This is a genomic window from Clostridium sp., from assembly GCF_036569345.1.
In the GTDB taxonomy this organism is placed as follows: domain Bacteria; phylum Bacillota; class Clostridia; order Clostridiales; family Clostridiaceae; genus Clostridium_AD.
In genome coordinates, this window is record NZ_DATCQT010000142.1 from 1 (window position 1) to 22,447 (window position 22,447).

Consider the following 22,447-nt stretch of genomic DNA (forward strand, 5'->3'; position numbering starts at 1 on the left):
AGGTACAGGTAGTTGGTTAGACCTTACCTAGTAGGATTCCCCTACTATATGTTAATAACTTACTAATGAAGATAGAATTGCTTCCATTTCCAAGAGGAAACATCACGCGTTTGCGTGCTGCTTCGCAGCTCGCACTACATAAAAATTATAAAGTTACCTACATTAGAATTCGCAGCTCAAATTCCTTATTACAACAAGGACATTTAACTGTATGCTTACCACTCATTCGTGGCAAACGAAGTACCTTCTTGCAATGTGGGCATTTGCGAAAGCGGTGTGTTTTAATTTCTTTGACCCTGCGAATTGTCAAAGAACCTTTCGATTTAACAGGGTTCCAAATCTTCCTAAACTTTTCGTTTTCCAAACGTCTTTTGTCAATATTTCGAGATAATGTTCTAAAAATAATCCAAATCAGAATAACTGACATCAAAAAGCTAATAATTTTAGAACTAATAAAAAAATTAACAACTATCAAGATAAAATAAGCCACAATTAAAGCGGTATACAATTGATCTGTACCATATCTTCCATACATAAAATGTTCTAACTTATTTTTAATATTTCTCATTTTACTCACTCCTCTTTAATACACTCATCATCAACACCCACAGAAAAATTTTGCAAGACAAATACCTAAACATATCTTGTCTAATCCCATTATGGGTATACCAAAGTCTTGGCTTCGCTGCTGATACAAACGACCTCCACTTTGTACTTGACTTAATATTCTTTGATATTCAAGATTATTTGGTTCCATTTGCACTGCTGTTTTTGCATGATTTAATGTTGTGATTTTGTTGCCTAAACTGGAATTTACAATTGCACTGTAATAATACCACTTTGCATTCCTGCTTGTAATATCAGCCAGCACATTGAGTGCTTCATTAAAATATCCTGCATTCAAATAGCTAGTAACCGAATCAAATTCGGAATATTCATGTCTTTGATTCTGACCACCACCGAAAGAACCAAAACCTTCAAAAGGATTGAAGTCCTTAAATGGATCATTTCCTCCATAAGAACTGTTCCTGTCACCATATGAACTTTGGTTATTGTAGCCTCCATTATTACTGTTTTGGGTAGTTTCACCTCTTTTTATCTGTTCATATGCAGCGTTAATTTCGCTCATTTTCCTTGAGGCATCGGCATCCCCTTGATTCAAATCTGGGTGGTATTTTTTCGCTAGTTTGCGATAAGCTTTAGTAATTTCTTCCTTGGAATCATTTGAAGAAACACCAAGCACTTCGTAAGGATCAGATACCATTATTGTTGTGCCTCCTTTTTCTTATTCTTTTCTGCTTCATACTTTGTCCAAACACCTGAGTAAAGGATATTTTCAATCAATTCTTTGTCTTGATTAATTGGCAGTTGTTTATAATTTTCTATGCAATCAGCCATAAGTAGGTTCAAAATATCACCGAAATTTTCAGATGATGACGTAATCAGCGGATTATAGCGTTCATTTTTTATATCAGACTTTAAATCCATACAACCATCCATTATATAAATGAACTTGCCTAGCGATGCTCCAAATATTCGTAATTTTTTCGCATATTCATCTTCCCTTAAAACAAAAATTTCACCCATTAGTTTACCAAAACAATTCGCAGGAACATCTGGGTTCAATTCTCCTGATTTTTCGATTTCGCAAAGCTCAGTAAGACACTTGCTAATTATAGTACATTGATTTGGATATTGTGCTGCAATGCGCTTATATTCCCGTTCAAACAATTTTGCGGCACCGAGTGACAGTATCTTTCTATCATCAGTCCAATCATCAAGAAAATTGTAATAAGCGAGAACAACATTCATGTCTGCGGCATAATTCGTTATTTCATTCTGCCAATATTCATTTGGCTTCAAAGGATGAATGACACACCTTTCAGTTTTTATTGTGTTATCAGTCTTATAAAGTGCAGAAAGAAGCAAGACAAGAAAAGTCATGTCATAAGTAAGAGTGAACCGGCTTATTATTCCATGACGGGTTCCTAGTGTCTTGCATAAACCGCAATAACATGCCCTATATTGTTTTTTTTCTTCAAGTGTCAACTTATCTGTATTCACCACTACATAGCCAAATATACTATTCACCTACCTTATTTATATTCTACATCTGCAACTGTTACTTTTCATTATCTTCATTATTCTTTTTATTATCTGAAACATCATCATGTGGAACTTTATGTTGCATGGATTCTATCACTTTGGATAACTCATTGCAGGCCTCAACCATTTGTGCACTATCTTTGCTCTTTAATGATTTTTTGGTATATTTAACAGCCTCTTTCAGCACTTCACTGTCGGTTTTATCAAGTTTTTTCATAATTGCTGATGCCTGGTAACTCAACTGCTCAGCACGATCCTCTATTGTGGCTTCTTCTTTATTCTTTGCATCCTCTGCAGCGAACTGCTTTGAATCACGAATAGCTTGATCAATTTCTGGCTGACTTAAGTTTGAGGAAGCAGTAATATTAATATTTTGTTCTTTACCAGTTCCCAGGTCTTTTGCAGATACATTGACAATGCCATTTGCATCAATATCGAATGTTACCTCAATCTGTGGAACACCTCTTGGTGCACGCCTGATACCTTTTAGTTTAAATTTACCTAATGTTTTATTGTGAGATGCCATTTCACGTTCACCCTGCAAAACATGAATTTCCACAGATGTTTGAAAACTGCCGGACGTAGTAAAAATTTGGCTCTTTTTTATTGGAAGTGTTGTGTTACGATCAATAATTTTAGAAAAAACTCCTCCCATAGTTTCGATGCCCAGAGATAGTGGTGTTACATCTAAAAGCAACAAACCTTTTACAACGCCTACAAGCACCCCAGCCTGAAGTGCAGCACCCATTGCAACACATTCATCGGGATTAATACCTTTAAACGGCTCTTTTCCTATAAACTTTTTTACAGCCTCATGTACCGCAGGAATACGGCTGGATCCTCCAACAAGTAAAATCTTGCTGATATCTGAGATATTGAGATTAGAATCACGCATTGCCTGCTGTACTGGCTCCATTGTAGCTTTCACCAGATGTGCTGTAAGTTCATCAAATTTTGCTCTAGTTAATGCAATATTCATATGTACTGGACCAGACTTACTTGAAGTAATGAAAGGAAGATTGACCACAGTTGACGTTGTACCACTCAATTCTACTTTTGCTGTTTCAGCTGCTTCTTTTACACGCTGCATTGCTGTAGAATCTTTTGTAAGATCAAAATGATTTTCCTTCTTAAATTCGCGTGTAAGATAATCAACCACGCAACTGTCAAAATCATCACCGCCTAGACGATTATTTCCTGCGGTAGAAAGTACTTCAATAACTCCATTATTAATGTCAAGAATAGACACATCAAATGTTCCTCCACCCAAATCGTATACCATGACCTTTTGCGGTGTTTCTTTATCTACACCATAAGCAACTGCAGCTGCGGTTGGCTCGTTAATGATTCGCTGTACATTTAAACCAGCAATTTTACCTGCATCTTTAGTTGCCTGCCTTTGTGCATCTGTGAAATATGCAGGTACAGTAATCACAGCATCACTTACAATCTCGCCCAGATAACTTTCTGCATCAGTTTTCAGTTTTTGTAAAATCATTGCAGAAAGTTCTTGTGGTGAATATTTCTTACCATCAATATTAACTCTATAGTCACTACCCATTTCGCGCTTTATGGAACTTACTGTACGTTCATGATTGGTAACTATCTGATGCTTTGCAGGCTCACCTATCAATCGTTCACCTGTTTTAGAAAACGCAACTATAGACGGAGTTGTACGGCCACCCTCTGCATTATGAATTATGACGACCTCTCCGCCTTCCATTACAGCCACACAAGAATTTGTTGTACCTAAATCAATACCTATTACTTTTGACATAATATACTCTCCTTTATATTTAAATTGTTCTATTTCAATTTATGTAGATTTCCTATAATTTTTATATTCAAAATTAATGCAATTGCAATCAGTTTGTACCTGATTTCCATCATGAATGACTTAACAATGCTTGAAATCACAAAAATAAGTGTGACTTCCATTATACCACTACTTCCAATAAATGAAGTAATTAGAATCATCAAATACATTTCAATTGTATTACTAGTTTAGTTATAACAGTTTTATAAAAAAAACTGGTAAAGTGACACATTCATCACCTCAACCAGCTGTTAAAATTTTTCTTTGTATATTTAAACCCTCTTTATTTAATTAACGAGATCTGCTTTTTCTACATCTTTTATGGATAAATAAGCAGTAGCTACTCCTATAAATGCAAGGATGATTGGAATTATAATAATCGAGGTTAAAGTATGCCCCTTACTTCCATTATTTAATAAACTTACTAATATAACTGAGGTTATTATTGTGGCAGAACCAGATTTTCTCCTCATACCTAAATATAAAGGAATTAAGCTTACAAAGGCAAAGACTGCTGAATAAACAACAATATTAATTAGGTTTTTTATTAGAACATCGCCAGTTAAAGGTACTGTGATAAAATTTACGAAAATATTTAAAATATATAGACTAAAATTCAAGAAAATACTCGATAATACCATAGCCGCAAAAGTAAATATTACTATAATAGCTAACTTTGCTACCATAATCTTTTTCCTATTTATTGGATATAAAAATAAAATACTTATTGTTTTGCTTTTGTATTCTCCAATTATTATTCTTGAAAGTAATCCAGCTGCAAAAATTGAGAAAGTAGCTCTTACAAAAGTACCTACAACAAAAGCAACATCATTATAATTACTAAGGACCGTATCGGTATTGGTTTTTGATCCATAAACTACAATAAATAAAACACCTAGAATAATTAAATTTGCAATTAGAACTCCTTTTAGGTACCTACTCATTTTAAACTTCTTAATTTCTAATTTCATTAATTTAAGCACTTAACTTACCCCCATTTAAAAGCTTTAAGAAATAATCTTCTAACGAACTTTTCTTCTTATTTATAGCCTCGATGTCAACACCCTTTAAAATTAAAGCTTTTGAAATATCCTTTTGAGCTAACTTTAAATCGTATATTCTTATTAAGGTATTGTCTACAATTTTAAAGTTAGAAATATTCAAATCATTTTCTAAAATAAAGGCTGCTTTTATACAATCCTTAGTAATTATTTCTATATACTCGGTATTCTGCTGTCTAATGCTGTCCATGGTAACTTCTTCTATTAACTCTCCATTATTTATTATCCCTATAGTGTCTGCTATTTGTTCTATTTCTCCTAAAATATGACTTGAGATTAAAATTGTAATTCCGTATTCTTTGCTTAACATTTTTAATAGATTCCTGATTTCCTTGATTCCTATTGGGTCAAGACCATTGATTGGCTCATCTAATATTAAAAACTCAGGCCTCGTTATAATTGCCCTTGCAATTCCTAGTCTTTGTTTCATTCCTAAAGAAAAATCCTTAACTTCTTTCTTAACAATATCTTTTAAATTCACTAAATCTAAAGCTTTATCAATAGCACTTTTATCATAATATCCCATGTACTCACAATGAAGTTCTAGATTCTCTCTACCAGTGAGCTTATCATAAAATATAGGATACTCAATAATGGTTCCTATTCGTTTCAAAGGTTCATAAGCTTGATAGTTTAATTTCTCACCAAAAATTTCAATTTCTCCGCTGCTGGGTTTAACAAGATTTACTATCATCTTCATAATTGTGGTTTTCCCGGCTCCATTGGGACCTAAAAAAACATATATTTCTCCTTTTTTAATGTTCATATTTACATTAGTTATAACCTCTTTATCTTTAAATTTTTTCACTAAATTTGTTGTCCTTAATATATAATTCATATTACATTCCTCTTTTCTTTATTTACTATAATTTTATTATATAATATAGACTTCTCTTTTTTATTAATCAAATCTTACGAAATACTTAAGTTAAAAAACAAGATGCCTTTTACTTAGCATCTTGCTTATATAAACTAATAAGTTATTCTCTTTAACTTAATCGTAAAGCTAGTTTTCACACTGGGTTTGCTCTTAAGAGAAATTTCTCCTCCTAATATTTCAACAAGCCTTTTAGTTATTGTAAGTCCTAGTCCACTTCCCTGATATAATTTATTTCTTGAGTCTTCAAGTGTATACATCCTCTCAAATACTTTATCAACATTAATTTCTTCAATGCCCTTACCTTTATCCCAAATTTCTACATAGGAATAGTTATCATCATAGCTTAATTTAAGTCCTATGTATTTACCTTTGCTCCCATATTTAATGGCATTAGAAATTAAATTGTTCATTATTCTTTGGAGGGCCTCTATGTTCCCAAGTGCATAAATATTTGTTACAGGTATATCTATATTTACTTCATAACCTTTTGCAGTTAAGCTTTCATAAAAGTCTAATATACTTTTTCTACAAAATTCATTCATATTAACCCTTGATATAGGCACATCCTTATCTCCTGATTCTAGCTTTGCTAAATCGAAAAAATTATTAATAAGATCAATTACTTCTAGTGTTTTATTGTGAACTTTACATAACAATATCGCTCTTTCTTCTCCGGGAATATCCTTGTCCAGTTTTATAGTTTCAATATATCCTAATACTACTGTAAGTGGAGTTTTTAAATCATGAGAAATATTTGAAAGCATTTTAGTCATAGATATCTCTTTTTTTCTATATTCTGCCATTAATTTTTGATTGAAATCTAAAAGTCTATTAATTCCTACAAGTACTTCTCGAGTCTCTTTATCCTCAGTAACAACTAATAGCTTTTCGTTTGTATTTTCTCTTATAATTTTATTTAACTTATTCCCAATATATTTTAAGTTCTTACTTCTTACTTTTTCAGCTTTGTATTGTAAAAACATTATGCAAACTAAAATAAGAATAATTATCAATAATAATATAATCATTTACTTACCCTCCAACCTATATCCAATTCCCCACAACGTCTTTATGTATTGTGGATTTGATGGGTCGTCCTCAATCTTTTCTCTTAATCTTCGCATATGGACATTAATTACATTCTCATCACCAAAGTACTCATCTTTCCAAATAGAGCTAAAAATTTGGGCCTTAGTAAATACTCTATTAAGATTCTGGATAAATAATTTTAATATTTCAAATTCCTTGGAAGTAAGCTGAATAGCTTGGTTATCTTTACTAACTAAAAAATTTTCTACATCTATAGTAAGTTTTCCAACTTTGATTACCAACTGTTCTTCTTTTTTATCATTGTTAGAATATTTTGTTGCTCTTCTAATAGCTGCTTTGATTCTTGCAGAAATTTCAATCATAGAAAAAGGTTTAGAAATATAATCATCAGCTCCCAAGCCTAACCCGATAGCCTTATCCACATCACTATCTTTTGCAGACATAATTAAGATAGGTACTGAACTTTTTTCTCTTATTATTTTCATAGTTTCTATACCATCCAACTTAGGCATCATTAAATCAAGAATAATTAAATCAAAATCGTGATTTGAATATTTAACGATTGCTTCTTCACCATCAAAAGCTGTTGTTACTATAAATCCATCCTTTATCAAGTAATTTTTGACCATTTCACTAATGGTTATGTCATCCTCTACTATTAGAATTTTATTATTCATAATTATGATACCCCTTTTTCTAGCTAACAAGCTTTTCTCCTAATTTTTCTTTTCATCCCCTACAAAATTTTCAAAAGCTCACTATACTACCAATTTGAATTAACTCATTAAATTTATTATAACCTTATTCACTATCCATAGATAATCATTTATACAAAATATTACTATTTTATTTTATAAATCACAATATTTAAGTCAGTTTTCAACATCAAGCAGAGAGTAAAAAAATACCCATTCACTTTTATGTTGCTAAAGAGAATGGGTAAGATACTGGCTTTACCTTGCATATTATGTTCTTAAATTGGTATCTATAGTCCAAACATTTTTTTTAAAGTGTCTATTCTATAGATACCAGTATTTCATACTTAGACTATTTGTACAACACCATATCCTACCTCTTCAATAGCCGCCTTAATAATTTCATCAGTAATATTATCATTTATTTCCGCAGTAGCAAGCTTTTTATCAAGATTTATTACCACGTCTTTTGCTCCAATCTGCATTAGTGCCTCTGTAACATGATTTACACAATGTATGCAGCTTATACCTTCTACTAATATATTCTTTTTCATTTTTATTCCCCCTTTATTTATGTTGTTATCATTGGAAATAATAATTTATCTAGCGTAATATCATTATATTGTAATATATTAATATTGTGATGTTTAATTTGAACAAACGTAAAAAACTCCAGTAGAATTTAATTTTCTTTTTCATTCTACTGAAGTCAATTTATATGTTATACCCCTTTTATATGGTTTCGTATAACAAATATATCACATAACCACGATGTCAATGTATATTTATTATCGTTATACTGCTACTGATGTTCACTTCAATAATCATTATTTAAATATTACAATATCCAGTTATTCTATAAAAATTTATGCCATCTTATGCTTGTAAATTTGCAATGAACCAAAATAGGAAGCAATGAGAATACCCGAGCACCATAAAACTGATATTAAAACACCATTTCCAGTAGGCACACCCATAAGCAATGAACGAATGGTTTCTATAATTGGTGTCATAGGCTGATTCTGTGCAAATGAGCGTACGATACCATGCATTGAATTAATCGGCACAAACGCTGAACTTATAAATATCAGAATCATGAATAGATAACTAAAAGCCGATGCTCCTTCGGCACTCTTTGCTAGTAAACCAAACATCATAGATATCCATGTCATTGCGAGCGTAAACAGTAGCAGTATTAAAGTAACAAGGAACCATTCTGTGATTCCTGCATGCGTCCTGAATCCCATTAATACGGCAGAAAGCACGACCAGTACGATTGAAAAAGCGTTAAATACTACTGATGTCAGTACATGCCCACCCAATATTGATGATTCTGCGATTGGCATAGAACGGAACCTGTCAATGATACCCTTAGTTATATCGTTGTTTAAACGTAATGCTGAGTAGGCTGTACCAGTTGAGATGCACATAATAACTATACCTGGCACAACAAAATTTATATAATCTACTGAACCAGTGTTAATTGCTCCACCAAACACATAAACAAGCATAAGCATCATCACAATAGGCATTGCAATTAGTGTGATTAACGTATCCATGCTTCGAAATGCATGGCACATGCATCGATTGGACATAACAATAGTATCACTAAGTTTATTCTTCATTTTTAAACCGATTTGCATTAAGCATCATCTCCATTTCCCTTATTTTGACCAATAATCGTAAGGAATACATCCTCAAGTGTTGGTAACTTTTGCGAAAATACAGCAACAGATATGTTCGCGTTTTCAAGCATATTTAAGATGTTAGTTATCTGTTTTATACTCCCGTCGGTTGCAATCGTAAGCGTTTGATTCTCCTCACTTGGGTTTGAAGTATATTCATGGAGTAAATTACGTGCCAATGCTACTTCTTTTTTATCACGAAATTCCAGTTCAATATGCCCATGTGGTATTAAACTTTTGAGTTCTGCCGAGGTTCCTTCAGCAACAATTTTTCCTTCATTTAAGATTGCAATATGATCTGCAAGCTGATCTGCCTCATCCAGATACTGCGTTGTTAAAAACACGGTAACACCCGTTTGACTGAGATCTTTTATAATCTCCCACATAGCAATGCGGCCTTGTGGATCAAGTCCTGTGGTTGGCTCGTCAAGAAATACGAGGCTAGGACTACCAATCAAACTCATTGCAAGGTCCAGTTTTCGGCGCATACCTCCAGAATAAGTTGCAACACGCCGGTCAGCAGCATCAAACAAATCAAATCGTTTAAGTAATTCATCAGCCTTGCTATTTGCATTGGGCAGATGACGCAGTTTTCCAATTAAGCGCAAATTCTCCCTCCCGGTCAAGATCTCGTCCACTGCAGCAGACTGACCAGTTAAGCTTATTTCGCCCCTTACTTGTTTTGATTGAGTAGAAACGTCAAAGCCACATATCTGAGAGCTTCCTTTATCTGCCTTAAGTAAAGTGGTTAGGATTTTAATTATAGTTGTCTTACCTGCACCATTAGATCCGAGCAGTGCAAATATACTGCCCTTTTGTACAGTAAAATTGATATCCTTAAGTACCAACAGGTTCTTATAGGACTTTTCAAGACCACTTACAGAAATAGCTATACCCGTTTGTATCATGATTACACCACCCCCTAAATTACTGTTACATTAGTCAAGTTTGCTTTGCTACCTTTTAAAACAGCATAAGTCAATTTATCCATTGTAGAAAATATAAAGTTATATCTTGTTTTGATTTGTAACTATAGATTCGTCTGAAACATTAATTTCTCCCTTATACTCTAGGAGACCTACATTACAACCTGTACCTATTGTAATATTATTCCCTCTTACTATTTTCACATTGGTATTTTGAATATAAATATCATCGCCTTCTATTAGCTCCGTATTCAACTCACCTCTAGAATTAAAGATTTTATCAATTACTTTTCTAAATATAGAATTATCGATAGGTCGAACCCTTATTTCAATATGTTCACCAGCAATTTCTTTTACAGTACAGTTCCCACCCAATTTAATATTTACTTGTCCTGCATTTAATGATCCTTGTATTTTAAAATCACCACTAGCATTAAAAGATTCCGCTTCACAATTTTCCCCTATACTAACCGAGCCCGATACACTAACGTCTTCTCCGTATAGGCTTCCATCTATGTGCATTGAGCCATTTATTTTCATGCATTGACTCTTAACATTTCCCATGACATGAGACGATCCACTTATCTTTATATCTTTTACTTCTACATCACCTTCAATCTTAGCAGAGCCGCTAATTTTTATACTTTCTGCTTTTAAATTACCTATAACTTTTGAAGAACCACTAGTTTTAAAGTCTATGCACTCTAAATCACCGCTAATTTTTCCTGACCCACTTATAATTACATTATTATATTTTCCACCACCTGAACTTCCTGACCCAGATATCTTTAAATCATTATCATTCATATTTCCCATATTAAATCTCCTCCATTTTTATATATTAATGAATCATTAAATTTTAGTTTTAAGTTCTTCGATGCACTGTGAAATATTAAGTCTTAATATTATTTTTGCGCCCTTATCTATATAAATTTCATTTGGCACAGTAATTAAAAAACATAGTGCCATTCCAAATTTCCTTAAAAAAATTATCTCGGTATTTTTACCTTCTAACAACTTATAATTTTCTTCTAGGGTTTCTATAATAAGTTTACTTTCTTCTAAAGATACATTCCCAGATACTAGACTTTTCTCCAATAATAAAATATATAATATCTTTTCAAAAGAAAATGTTTTTATTTCTCCATAGACATTTTTATGCATTGTTAACGTCTGTTGTGTAACAATGTTCTTTTCTATTAACTCTAACTCGCTTAAAAATACATCTGCTAACTCTGGTGAAAATATTTGTGCTAGGTCATCTAATGATACATCGTCTTTCATATTAATAATTTTTTCAATTCTTTCTAATATTTTCACCCTAGGGAAATAGGTTTCCTGACCTGTATAGCTAGATTTTTTTATGAACCATTCTTCTGGTATAAGATTTTTTCTTTTCCATCTATACAACTGCCCATAAGAAACATTCGTGATTTCAAGTAATTCTTTTTTTGCTATTAATTCTTCGTCCATGTTACCCCTCCTTTTGTAATTCTAAGTTATAAAACTATTGTTTTTACTATTATATGTAGTGTAACATAACATTGTTACGTTGTAAATAGAAAAACTTAAACAATATGATAATTACAACGGAATTTGCGTAATTTAATTTCGATAAATAGCCCTCTATTTTAGAGAGCTATTTATCGAAATTAAATTAATTATTACTATATTAACTTTAGGGGGTCCATGGCTTTTGCTATTCTATTTAGAATTTATGCCATCTTATGCTTATAAATTTGCATCCTTCTAAATTACTGTTACATTAGTCAAGTTTGCTTTGCTACCTTTTAAAACAGCATAAGTCAATTTATCCATTGTAGCGCCGTCAAAAATCGCTTTTTTTACCTCAACGTTTTTAAAAATAACATTTCTAAAAATAACATTTTTAAACGATGTTCCTTTTAAATAAGTACAATTAAAAATAGTACCAATTAACTTTTGATTATCAAAACATACTCCGGTCAAATCTGAACTGCTAAAATCCGTATAATCAAAGATACAACTTTTAAGACTTGTATATCTCAGACTGACCTGAATTAATTTTACTCCGGTAAGATTAGCACCATCAAATATTACATTAGTCAAATCACAGCCTTTAAAGGAGCTGTTAGTTAAATCTGAATCACTAAAATCTGATCCTTTAAGGGCACTACCGCTAAAGGTTCCATCATGTAATGTTACCTTTTTAAAATCTGAATTCTGTAAATCAGTGCCTTTAAAAGAGCTATTACTTAAATCTGAATTGCTGAAGTCTGATTCTTTGAGGGCGCTACCGTTAAACTTCGCCTCATGTACTTTTACCCCTTTAAAATCAGAATTTTGGAGATTAATATTTGAAAAATCCTGTCTTACCATCTGTAGTTCTCTTTTCTTTGCAGAGATACTTTCTATAATTTCTGATATGTCTCCAATGGATTCTATGGTCATACTATAAGAAGTTACCTCATCATAACCTTGATTTTTCAAATCACTAAACTTATCCTGTAAAGTATTAAACAACTCTTCTTTTAATTCTTTGACTACTTGCGAATCTTCATAGAGTGAAAATATTCCATCTAAATATTTCATTAATTTCTCATTCATCGTTATTACCACCTTCCTCTTATAATAGATGATCTAGAATACGCTTAGCGTTCTCCCAATTTTTTTTGTTTTGAAAATAAGTTTCTTTTCCTTTTTCGGTAATCCTATAATACTTTCTCCGTCCACCCTGGGTCTCATCACCCCAATACGATGTAACACCACCATCATTCTCTTGCCTCTTTAGGCTCGAAAACATAGTAGACTCCTTAAGTTCATACTCACCACTGGAGTTTGAATTTATTGATTTTGATATCTCATATCCATATTTATCACCACTCATTAATAACTTCAAGATAATCGTATCTGTATGTCCTCTGAGTAAATCCGAAGAGATTTTATTGTCGACCACTATATCACCTTCTATAATTAAAATATACATCATATTACCACGACTGTCAATGTATATTCATTATCGTTATACTACTACTATTATGCACTTTGATAATATAATCATTATTTGTGTGCAAATGCCTAAAGCCTATAAAAATAAAAAACTGACCAAAGTGAATTTTCACGTATAGGAATGATTTATAGTGTAGTTCACATATATTGTAAAAGCAATACAATTATAGTTGTGTTCCCCAAAAACATTCTTTGGGAATTGGTTTGTTTAATAAAATAATTATTAATCAAGGAGAATAAACATGAAGGAACTTAAACCAAAGGTCAATTTAGTTCATAATAATTATTTGATTACAAAAACCAAAATATTAACTTACTCAACACTCACACTTATTTTTATAGCAACTTCATATATGTCTGTATTATTTATACAAAAACATTTTGGTGACACAACATTATTTTTCTCATTTAAATCCTTATCTCCTACTATATTATTAGCACTTGGTATCTTATTACTTTTTTATTTCATTTTAGATGCTTTAAGATTCCTATATATTTTAAAAGTCCTACAAATTCATGTTACTCTTGGATATCTCATTAAGCTGACATTCATTAACATGTTTTTATCAAATATAACTCCCTTTGCAACTGGAGGTGGCTTTGCTCAAATATATTTCTTAAACAAAAAAGGTGTTTCCATCGGTGATGCTACTGCAGCAACTACAATAAAAACTGTACTTCCTTTTATTTTTTTCTTTATCACAACACCAATAATTTTAATAAGGGATAAAGCTATTTTAAAAATTGCTCCAAGTGGCAATAATTTGATTTATATCTTAGCCTTAGTTCTTATATATATCTTAGCTACTTACGGCTTTTATAAAATATTGACCAATACAAACATAATAAAAAGACATCTATCTAAAGTATTGGCTATTCTACAAAATAAAAATATTATTTCAAAAATCAAGGTAGAAAAATTTAAAAAAAATAGTTTCTTAGAAATTGATATTTTTGCTCTCAACATTAAAAGATTCTTAAAAGGCAAGAAAAAATATATATTATTATCCATAATATATATGATTTTATATTTGTTTACCTTATTTATATTTCCAGTTATTCTCATTAGAGGGCTTAACTCTAGCATTTCAATAAGTCAAATTATTTCAATACAGATTGTATTAACTTTCGTCACATATTTTGCGCCTACGCCTGGAGCTACTGGCGTTGCTGAAGGTGGATTTACATTGATGTTTTCTGATTTTGTAGCAAAGAATGATATAGTATCATTAACATTTTTATGGCGATTTTTCACCATGTATTTAGGTATGTTAATAGGTTTAATACTTTTTTATTTAGAAATAGCTAAAAACAAACTCAGAAAAATAACAATTTAATATAGGGCGTGTTAGGAGGCAACCTTATGTGGAAGAAAAGAAGTCTAAAAATTATATTATTTCTAGATATTATTTTATTATTAATTTTTATTTCTTATAAGAGTTATTTATTTATTTTTGAATCTGACTTTGTATCAACTAATATTAATAATATACAAAAATTAGATCATATAAATATGAATGATGGAATTTCTTTTGTTGTACTAGGAAATATAAAGAGTTCTATAGATATATTTGATAAAAAAATAGTTAAAGAAATAAATACAGACAAGAATCTGGATTTTGCTGTTTCTACAGGAAACGCTGTGATAAATGGGGATGAATATAAATATAGGATATTAAATAAAAGCTTAAATAAAATAAAAATTCCTACTATAATTGGAATAGGTGATAAAGAAACTTTAAATAATGGTTTCGCAAAATTTTATCATCATTATGGTCCTTATTATTTTTCTTATAGTGTAAATGATACTTACTTTATTTTCCTAGATACAACAGAATTAACCTCTGAACAATGGCAGCGGAAATGGCTAGTAGATGAACTAATTCAAAGTAATAAATATAAGTATAAGTTTATAATTATGAATAAACCTCCCTTTAAACTTGAAAACACTGAATCACTTAATAAACCATATTGTGATTTTTTAACTGATACTTTTTCAAAATACAAAGTTAATGCAGTATTCACCTCTGGTATGGAAGTTTATAATAATAGGAAAATTAAAGATGTTCAATATTTTATAAGTGGTGGTGCTGGTGGTGCTTTACTTCTTAATAATCAAAATAGCTTCTACCACTATATCAAAGTAAATATAAAAAATAATGTAGTGTCTTATAATGTTATAAAAGAGGACACACCCTCCAATTTGGTTATTTATCGTATTTTAAAAAATACTTGGTTTTATATTCATTCAATTTTCTATTTGAACTTTTTCAATTTTATTTTACTACTAAGTGTATTTATATTTTTGGGGTTACTGATTAATTATAGAGTAAGCAAAATCGTTGATTATTATAGTGAATTTGATGAAGGAGAAGAAAACATTATAATCAAAGAAAAATTAAATATTGCTATGTTCACTAATAATTATTTACCATTTATCGGTGGCGTTCCTATTTCTATTACAAGGCTCACAAAAGGCCTTCGCAAAAGAGGGCATAACGTGGTAATATTTGCTCCTAGGTATCCCCTTAAAACCCTAGAAGATGCTAATGTTTTAAGATGCAATTTATTAATCTATTTTAAGACTAAGCCCTTTGACTTTCCAATAGTTAATATTTTCTCTCCAAAGATAGAAAAAGATTTTTTATGCCAAGATTTTGATGTTATTCATTTGCATCACCCATTTTGGATGGGATCAAAAGGACTTGAGCTTGGTAAAAAATATGGAATACCTGTGATTTTAACTTATCATACTAGACTTGAAAAATACGCTCATAATTTACCTTTTTTTAAACAAACCTTCGAAAATATAGTCTCTCATAACTTGATTCGAATATTTTCTCAAAAATGTGATGCTATACTTGCGCCAACTAATTCAGCGAAAAAATACTTAGCAAACATTGGTGTAAGCAGAGATAAAACCGTCTTACCCACGGGACTTGACTTTGATTTTTATAATAATACAGACCTACATTGCATTAACCTTATCCATAAAAAATATAGAGTGCAAAATGAAGTGATCTTATGCTCCGTTTCTCGTTTAACAAAAGAAAAGAATATTTATTTTTTATTAAATGGAATAAGACGTATAAAAGATAATTCCAGTGTACCCTTTAAATGCATTATTATAGGAGACGGACCTGAAAAGCAAAATATATTAGAAACAATAGAGGACCAATGCTTACAAGATACAATACTCCTACTAGGTTCAGTAAGTCCGCAGGAAGTTTGCCAGTATTATATGGCATCTGATATTTTTGTTTTTAGTTCACAATCTGAAACTCAAGGAATGGTAATATTAGAAGCAATGGCTGGGAAATGCGCTGTTGTAGCCATTCGTTCTAGTGGAATAGATGATATGATTCACAATGAATATAACGGATTTAAGACTAAAGCTAATTTAGATTTATGGTCAGAAAAAGTTATTTATTTAATGGAAAACCCTAAAATATTAAAAGAGATGTCTCAAAATGCCTATGACTTTTCTAATAAGTTTTCCTTAGATGTTATGGCAAAAGCAACTGTGGAAGTATACCACAAAGCAATAATTAATAAAAAAATTAATCAAATGGATATTAACAAAGTAGTTACTTTGCCAAATGCAGAAATCCACAAAAATAAAGGGGTGACTATAGATGAATAAAATATCTTGTTTTATTGGAAAACTTATTACACTTATTGCGATTTATTATATTCAATTTGTATATAAAACTAGCAAAATAATTTCTACTGGGCAATATACTTTTTTAGAATCTTCTCATGCTGAAAAATTTATTCTTGTGTTTTGGCATGGAGATAGCTATTCATTATATCCTTACCTTAGTGGGAAAGGACTCTACGTAATTACTACTAAGAATGGAAGAGGAGATTATATTAATATGATATGTAAACATTTTGGATATAAGACAATTCGAGTTCCAGATGAGAGTGAGGGTGGAAACTTCTTGTTTAAAATAAGAAAGGAAATAAATGGGCCTGATTGTGCCAATTTAGCCGTTACTCTTGACGGTCCCTTAGGTCCTTATCATGAAGCAAAACCTTTTCCATTTATTACAGCATTACTTACAAAACGTAAAGTATTACCTATTGCAATCAAATGTAAAAGAAAAATACAATTAAAAAGAAGATGGGACAATTTCACCATTCCCCTACCTTTTAACCGAATAGAAGTGCATGTTCAGGATCCCTTAGATGTACCGACAGCAAAAATGATACTTCGGGATCATAAATATCAACATATTTCTTTATAAATAAGCTCAATAATTCCAAATTCAGTAACCTTTTAACGAGTCATATCATATTATACTCGTGATATCTTTACTTTGGAGGAATTATATGAACATTTTATCGGTTTTTCTTTTTGCTATTTCCTCAAGCAGCGATAATCTTATTGTAGGGCTGAGTTATGGGGCTAAAAAAGTTAGAATAAATTTTATAAATAACTTTATGATATCCTTTATTTCTGGTATAGGTACTTTATTAGCCATGTTATTTGGAAAAACGCTTTTGAGATTAATCCCACTAAAATATTCAAATATAATAGGAAGTGGCATATTATTATTATTGGGTATATTACTGCTAATAAATTGGATCAGAAAAGACATTGGAAGCAAGAAAAGCACAAAAGAAGTTAATGTGGAAGAATCAGGATTTAAGCACTATGAAAATGCACTTAGAAATCCAGAGATAATAGATACGAATGACTCAAAAACTATAGACTTTAAAGAAGCTATTATCCTAGGAATTGTTCTTTGTTTAAATAATATTGGTTTAGGAATAGGGGCAAGTATTGCAGGATTAAACATCCTTTTGACATCTATATCCTCTTTGATTTTCAGCCTCGTATTTATACCAATAGGGTATTACATTGGTGAAAAGGTAATTTCTGATAAGTTATCAAGATATTCAGAAATAATTTCAATATGCATTATTTTAATTCTAGGGATGTATGAGCTATTTGTATGATGCCTTATTTATTAATAGATTTATAAATAAGTAAGACATAAATTACATTCATTCTATGCCTATCATAGGTAGCTAGTTAAGTATATAAAGATGTATATAAACTTAATATTGAGTTCATATACATCTTTATATTTAATTTAACAAACTTTAAATACAGTATTCCGTCTCATTTTCCTTCTTCATTTTTAATTCTATAAATACTTTATCTCGTATTTTCAAGAATTCCTCACTAGTCCTATCTCTTTTCCTTTTTATATTTACATCTATTATACTTTTTACTTTTCCAGGACCTGGCGTCATAATTACAATTCTATCTGCTATTGGACGCGCTAATTTTGAGTAACCTTTACTGAATATATTTTATTTTTCTGATTAAAATTACTTACCATATTCAAAGTGTAAATTTATCTTTTTAAACGAACTTTTAATTTTCTACTATCCTAAAAAATTAATGCTTCACAAAGAATCTAATCCATCATTTTCAGTAATTGCTGATGATATTCTGAAATTAATGGATAAGCTATGTATTGATAAAATAATGGTTGCCCATAAAATATCATTAATTGCCCCAGAAAGAGTATCATCAATGATTCTTACTGGACACTAAAGAGTTTTACGCTTGGTTTGATGTTATGCAATATTATGAAAAGACACATGCCAAAGAACTAATTACCAACATAAATGTTCCCAGAAATTATATTATGGGTACAGAAGATCATATGTTCACAACTATGGTAGATAAATATATTAAAAAAAATGAGACAACAGAAATAGAAATATTAAAAATTTGTGATCATGTGGCAAATATTGATGCTTGTGAACAATTCAATATATCATTATTGTCATTAAGTATCACAAAAGTGGAGAACAATAATAAATAAAGATTTTGATTATGTAAAAATAGATGCCTAAAATATAATACTCTCCAAAAAGGAACATCCATAGATTTGAGCCAATCAGATCTTTGGATGTTTTAGCTATTATTTCATTATCAACCTATCTACTTAGGTAGCATTAGTAAATGTACATTACCTTTCAAATATTCTACAGAGATCAAAATAATGTATTTAAATAAACCATATTATAATTTAGCCCATGCAGCATTTAGCACTCTTTTTGCATTGGCAATTACTAACTCTGGATCTTCATCACCAAATGGTTTAACCTCAAAACTAACGATAGGTCTTTTTTCCTCACTTATAAAACCGATTGACATTAATAGCTTTATGTATTCTGCAAGTTCATTAACATCATTTTCTGAATCAGGAAATCCAAATCTCGGATGCTGATCACCATAACCTGGCAAGTTAGAATTTTCTAACACACAGTTTCCCATATGAGCATGAATTATATAATCCTTTATAGGTAGTATTGCTTCTTGTATAGTCTCTTTGATTAATGGTATATGGCTTAAATCAACCATAAGTCCAAAGTTTTCATATCTATTTCTGATTTCTTTTGCAAACCTTCTAGCAAGGCTAGCCGGACCTATTAATGCATTTTTATCTATATCATAGTCAAATACTTCTAATGCAATTTTTAAGTTTCCTCTTGCCTTCGAATATTCACAAATTTCCATGGTAGACTTTACCAAAGCATTATATGCCTCTTCTTTACCGATTGCATCCTTTGGATACCTACCGCTCAAATATCCAAATCCTTCACAACCATTTTCATACGCCTCATCAATTCCTTCTTCAAGTGTTGCTACTGCCTTTACTCTTCCATCCTCATTTAAATCGTTAATATTTAATCCTTGTTGCATCAATCTAGGCCCTGCCGAATATGCAACACTCATATGTGCTGTTTCAATCATTTTCTTAGCCTTTTTTCTTATTTTTCCATCTTTAATCCATGTAATTTCTACTGCATCAAAGTAATCATCTATTGCAATTTTTTTTAGTGTTTCTTCTATCGGTCCGGTCCCACTTGATACAGAAGGATAAGCCATAAAATGAATTAACCCCACTCTCATATACTTCTTAATTGATTCATTCATTTTCTACCTCCAAGTTTTATTTTAATTAAATTTTTAACTTTTCTTCTAAATATATTGATTTATATCACTTAAAATTGCCTATCTCAGGCTCGTTTTAATTGTCTTTATCCCTATTAGAATATTTTACATACAAATATAAAGATGTAGAAATCAATTACACGTTTGATAGAATAAAGTTTTACTACTATAAAAATATCACCTACATCATTTTTAATTACAAAGGTATTAAAGTTTTTAAGCCCTGCCTTGAGACATGGTCATTTCGATTTTGAGTTTTACAGCATTTTTGATAGCGTCTTTAATTGGCATGAACAATTGATCTGGCAAAGCATCAACTCTTTTTTCTTCAGTAAATGATTTTTTAGCGCCTGATGTCATAGCAGTTCTAATGTCAGAATACAGATTTACTTTTGAAATCCCATTTTTTATAGCTTCTCTCACTTGATCTACTGGTGTCCCTGATCCTCCATGTAATACTAGAGGAACAGTACTAATCTCATTTATTTCTTTTAGCCTTTCTATGTTTAATTTTGGAAGACTAACATATAATCCATGTGAAGTTCCAATTGATACAGCTAAAGCATCTATACCTGTAAGTTCAATAAACTTACTAACATCTTTTGCTTTTGTAAGACTCATTTCCCCAGTATAAGCACCATCTAAATCTGATCCTGCAACCCTACCAAGTTCCGCTTCAACAGAAATTCCCAATGGATGTGCCAATTCAACTACCTCTTTTGTATTTTTCACATTTTCCTCAAATGATAGAGTTGATCCATCATACATTACAGATGTAAATCCATATTCTATTGCTCTCTTTATTATTTCAATATTAGTAGCATGATCTAAGTGCAAAACTATAGGAATATTGTATTCAGCTGCTACCCCTTTAACAATTGAGGATATATAGACAATTCCTTTTTCTTTTAAATCATGCTCTAGTGCCATTAGGATCACTGGTGATCCCATTTTTTCACATTCATCAAGAATTGGCCTTATTAATTCCTCGGTACAATCAAAAGCCGGTACTGAATAATATTCCTTTCTTGCCTTTATCAATACATTATTTAAGTTTACTAACATAAGAATTGCCTCCAAATTGTACTTAATATTTTTGAAGTCTAATATTAACTTTTACATTTTTTGATATCTTAAATGCTTAAACTTGGGCATCAATAGAATCTAAGCACGAATACACTAGGTAAATAACTATTTTTAAAAATTCTGTGTAATCTTTTTAATTTTACTATGGTCATCATCCTTGTTTCTACTAAACCTACTATTACAAACAAACTTATAAAATATATATCTTCTTTAGTTGAATTATTCATATTAAGAGCTTTAATGATCAAGATTAATCATTTGCTAATTCAATTGCCATTTTTAAAAACTCCCTGCTCTCTTTTTCAACTTTCCACAAATCATCAGCTTTTGTGGTACGAATCTCTACTGCTGTGAAGATACCGTCACGCTCTTTGAGTGTATTAAGTGAAACCGCGGTTTTTAACAGTTCTCCTGCAACCTCTATTGTTAAAAATCCAGGTGCACCATACTTCATGTGGTTATCTCCATACAAAGGATCGCTTGGGTTAAGGACTGCATTAGAGAGATGTAGCTCTGCCATAATAGGTGCTGCTTGATGAAGTGTTGTAATCAAATTTTCTCCATCCAATGCTGCATGAGCAGCATCCCACCCAAGATACATATTTGGACAATCTTGGTGAATTGGCATCATCCAGATAACTGTTTCATCAACTGGACCTAATAATTGTTTTTTGTGCACATATCTGTCCAAATGCTCCATGACTACATCCATATCCTTGTTATATCGCTTTACTTCGTTACAAACTACATGTAACGAATCAGCCAAATACTTTTTAGCTTCTTCTCTATATGCCGCCCCAGGATCAGGACCACTGGTTAGGGCAAAAGTCTTTGTGCCACACTCTGCCGAAAAGTGTATTAATTCTTTTACACGTGAAAGTGATTTGTTTCTTATCTCTTTGTTTACACTTGAAAGATTGAGGTTTTCGTTGTTGATGTTAAGGGTCGACCATTGTGTTAGTCGCAATTTTTTATTTTCACATTCAGTGCGTATTTTTGATGCTACTTTGCTATCAAAAATTATACCTGTTTCCACGCCTTCATAAAAACCAAGCTCTCCAGCACGACGTATTACTTCTAGAATATTTTTATCATCATACGAAATAGGGAAAAACATCTCTCCAATTAGCAATGAAGAATGTAATTTTTGCTTTTCTTTCATAGTACCATAC

General features: G+C 31.2%; 23 protein-coding genes. 5 read left to right on the forward strand and 18 right to left on the reverse strand.

Annotation, left to right across the window (positions count from 1 at the left end):
• Positions 1–157: 157 nt before the first annotated feature.
• The 15 genes from VIM70_RS13640 to VIM70_RS13710 form a co-directional block, all read right to left on the reverse strand.
• Positions 158–568 carry a hypothetical protein gene (locus VIM70_RS13640; RefSeq protein ID WP_331946314.1) on the reverse strand — a complete coding sequence of 137 codons (411 nt, stop codon included), beginning with the start codon at positions 566–568 and terminating at the stop codon, positions 158–160.
• A 30-nt stretch (positions 569–598) separates the two neighbouring features.
• Complete coding sequence (locus VIM70_RS13645) at positions 599–1,264, reverse strand: DnaJ domain-containing protein (protein WP_331946315.1); 666 nt, start codon at positions 1,262–1,264, stop codon at positions 599–601.
• Positions 1,264–2,091, reverse strand: a complete 828-nt coding sequence (locus VIM70_RS13650) for a DUF5685 family protein (RefSeq protein WP_331946316.1) — start codon at positions 2,089–2,091, stop codon at positions 1,264–1,266. The genes VIM70_RS13645 and VIM70_RS13650 overlap by 1 nt, the downstream gene beginning before the upstream one ends.
• Before the next feature lie 31 nt (positions 2,092–2,122).
• Positions 2,123–3,883: a molecular chaperone DnaK gene (gene dnaK / locus VIM70_RS13655; protein ID WP_331946317.1), complete on the reverse strand. Its 1,761-nt coding sequence runs from the start codon at positions 3,881–3,883 to the stop codon at positions 2,123–2,125.
• Between the two features lie 326 nt (positions 3,884–4,209).
• Positions 4,210–4,905, reverse strand: a complete 696-nt coding sequence (locus VIM70_RS13660) for an ABC transporter permease (RefSeq protein ID WP_331946318.1) — start codon at positions 4,903–4,905, stop codon at positions 4,210–4,212.
• The gene (locus VIM70_RS13665) at positions 4,898–5,821 is read right to left on the reverse strand and encodes an ABC transporter ATP-binding protein (protein ID WP_331946320.1); all 924 of its coding nucleotides are present in this window, start codon (positions 5,819–5,821) and stop codon (positions 4,898–4,900) included. Before VIM70_RS13665 ends, VIM70_RS13660 begins: the two co-directional genes overlap by 8 nt.
• Positions 5,822–5,955: 134 nt before the next feature.
• A complete protein-coding gene (locus VIM70_RS13670; RefSeq protein WP_331946321.1) occupies positions 5,956–6,891 on the reverse strand; it encodes a sensor histidine kinase in 936 nt (311 codons plus the stop codon).
• Complete coding sequence (locus tag VIM70_RS13675) at positions 6,892–7,590, reverse strand: response regulator transcription factor (protein ID WP_331946322.1); 699 nt, start codon at positions 7,588–7,590, stop codon at positions 6,892–6,894. It abuts the gene before it with no gap.
• Positions 7,591–7,955: 365 nt separating this feature from the next.
• The gene (locus VIM70_RS13680; RefSeq protein WP_331946323.1) at positions 7,956–8,162 is read right to left on the reverse strand and encodes a heavy-metal-associated domain-containing protein; all 207 of its coding nucleotides are present in this window, start codon (positions 8,160–8,162) and stop codon (positions 7,956–7,958) included.
• 312 nt (positions 8,163–8,474) lie between these two features.
• A complete protein-coding gene (locus tag VIM70_RS13685) occupies positions 8,475–9,251 on the reverse strand; it encodes an ABC transporter permease (RefSeq protein WP_331946324.1) in 777 nt (258 codons plus the stop codon).
• Positions 9,251–10,201, reverse strand: a complete 951-nt coding sequence (locus tag VIM70_RS13690; RefSeq protein WP_331946325.1) for an ATP-binding cassette domain-containing protein — start codon at positions 10,199–10,201, stop codon at positions 9,251–9,253. The genes VIM70_RS13685 and VIM70_RS13690 overlap by 1 nt, the downstream gene beginning before the upstream one ends.
• A gap of 99 nt (positions 10,202–10,300) precedes the next feature.
• A complete protein-coding gene (locus tag VIM70_RS13695) occupies positions 10,301–11,035 on the reverse strand; it encodes a polymer-forming cytoskeletal protein (protein ID WP_331946326.1) in 735 nt (244 codons plus the stop codon).
• Between the two features lie 36 nt (positions 11,036–11,071).
• Positions 11,072–11,692, reverse strand: a complete 621-nt coding sequence (locus VIM70_RS13700) for a YhbD family protein (RefSeq protein ID WP_331946327.1) — start codon at positions 11,690–11,692, stop codon at positions 11,072–11,074.
• A gap of 276 nt (positions 11,693–11,968) precedes the next feature.
• A complete protein-coding gene (locus tag VIM70_RS13705; protein WP_331946328.1) occupies positions 11,969–12,805 on the reverse strand; it encodes a pentapeptide repeat-containing protein in 837 nt (278 codons plus the stop codon).
• Positions 12,806–12,824: 19 nt separating this feature from the next.
• Positions 12,825–13,154: a PadR family transcriptional regulator gene (locus VIM70_RS13710; protein ID WP_331946329.1), complete on the reverse strand. Its 330-nt coding sequence runs from the start codon at positions 13,152–13,154 to the stop codon at positions 12,825–12,827.
• 295 nt (positions 13,155–13,449) lie between these two features.
• Between VIM70_RS13710 and VIM70_RS13715 the strand changes: the two genes are divergently transcribed.
• The 5 genes from VIM70_RS13715 (at position 13,450) to VIM70_RS13740 (ending at position 19,053) form a co-directional block, all read left to right on the forward strand.
• A complete protein-coding gene (locus tag VIM70_RS13715; RefSeq protein WP_331946330.1) occupies positions 13,450–14,544 on the forward strand; it encodes a lysylphosphatidylglycerol synthase transmembrane domain-containing protein in 1,095 nt (364 codons plus the stop codon).
• A 26-nt stretch (positions 14,545–14,570) separates the two neighbouring features.
• Positions 14,571–16,850 (forward strand): glycosyltransferase, encoded by a 2,280-nt coding sequence (locus tag VIM70_RS13720; RefSeq protein WP_331946331.1) that lies wholly within the window; start codon positions 14,571–14,573, stop codon positions 16,848–16,850.
• Positions 16,843–17,457 carry a lysophospholipid acyltransferase family protein gene (locus VIM70_RS13725; RefSeq protein WP_331946332.1) on the forward strand — a complete coding sequence of 205 codons (615 nt, stop codon included), beginning with the start codon at positions 16,843–16,845 and terminating at the stop codon, positions 17,455–17,457. The genes VIM70_RS13720 and VIM70_RS13725 overlap by 8 nt, the downstream gene beginning before the upstream one ends.
• Before the next feature lie 85 nt (positions 17,458–17,542).
• Complete coding sequence (gene ytaF, locus VIM70_RS13730) at positions 17,543–18,172, forward strand: sporulation membrane protein YtaF (RefSeq protein ID WP_331946333.1); 630 nt, start codon at positions 17,543–17,545, stop codon at positions 18,170–18,172.
• Between the two features lie 632 nt (positions 18,173–18,804).
• Positions 18,805–19,053, forward strand: a complete 249-nt coding sequence (locus tag VIM70_RS13740; protein ID WP_331946334.1) for a hypothetical protein — start codon at positions 18,805–18,807, stop codon at positions 19,051–19,053.
• A gap of 200 nt (positions 19,054–19,253) precedes the next feature.
• On the opposite strand, the gene VIM70_RS13745 is transcribed toward VIM70_RS13740, so the two are convergent.
• The 3 genes from VIM70_RS13745 to VIM70_RS13755 all read right to left on the reverse strand — a co-directional run bounded on the left by VIM70_RS13745 (position 19,254) and on the right by VIM70_RS13755 (position 22,437).
• Complete coding sequence (locus tag VIM70_RS13745) at positions 19,254–20,171, reverse strand: sugar phosphate isomerase/epimerase (RefSeq protein WP_331946335.1); 918 nt, start codon at positions 20,169–20,171, stop codon at positions 19,254–19,256.
• Between the two features lie 234 nt (positions 20,172–20,405).
• Positions 20,406–21,254, reverse strand: a complete 849-nt coding sequence (locus tag VIM70_RS13750; protein ID WP_331946336.1) for a class II fructose-bisphosphate aldolase — start codon at positions 21,252–21,254, stop codon at positions 20,406–20,408.
• Positions 21,255–21,525: 271 nt separating this feature from the next.
• Positions 21,526–22,437 carry a sugar phosphate isomerase/epimerase family protein gene (locus VIM70_RS13755; protein WP_331946337.1) on the reverse strand — a complete coding sequence of 304 codons (912 nt, stop codon included), beginning with the start codon at positions 22,435–22,437 and terminating at the stop codon, positions 21,526–21,528.
• Positions 22,438–22,447 lie beyond the last annotated feature (10 nt).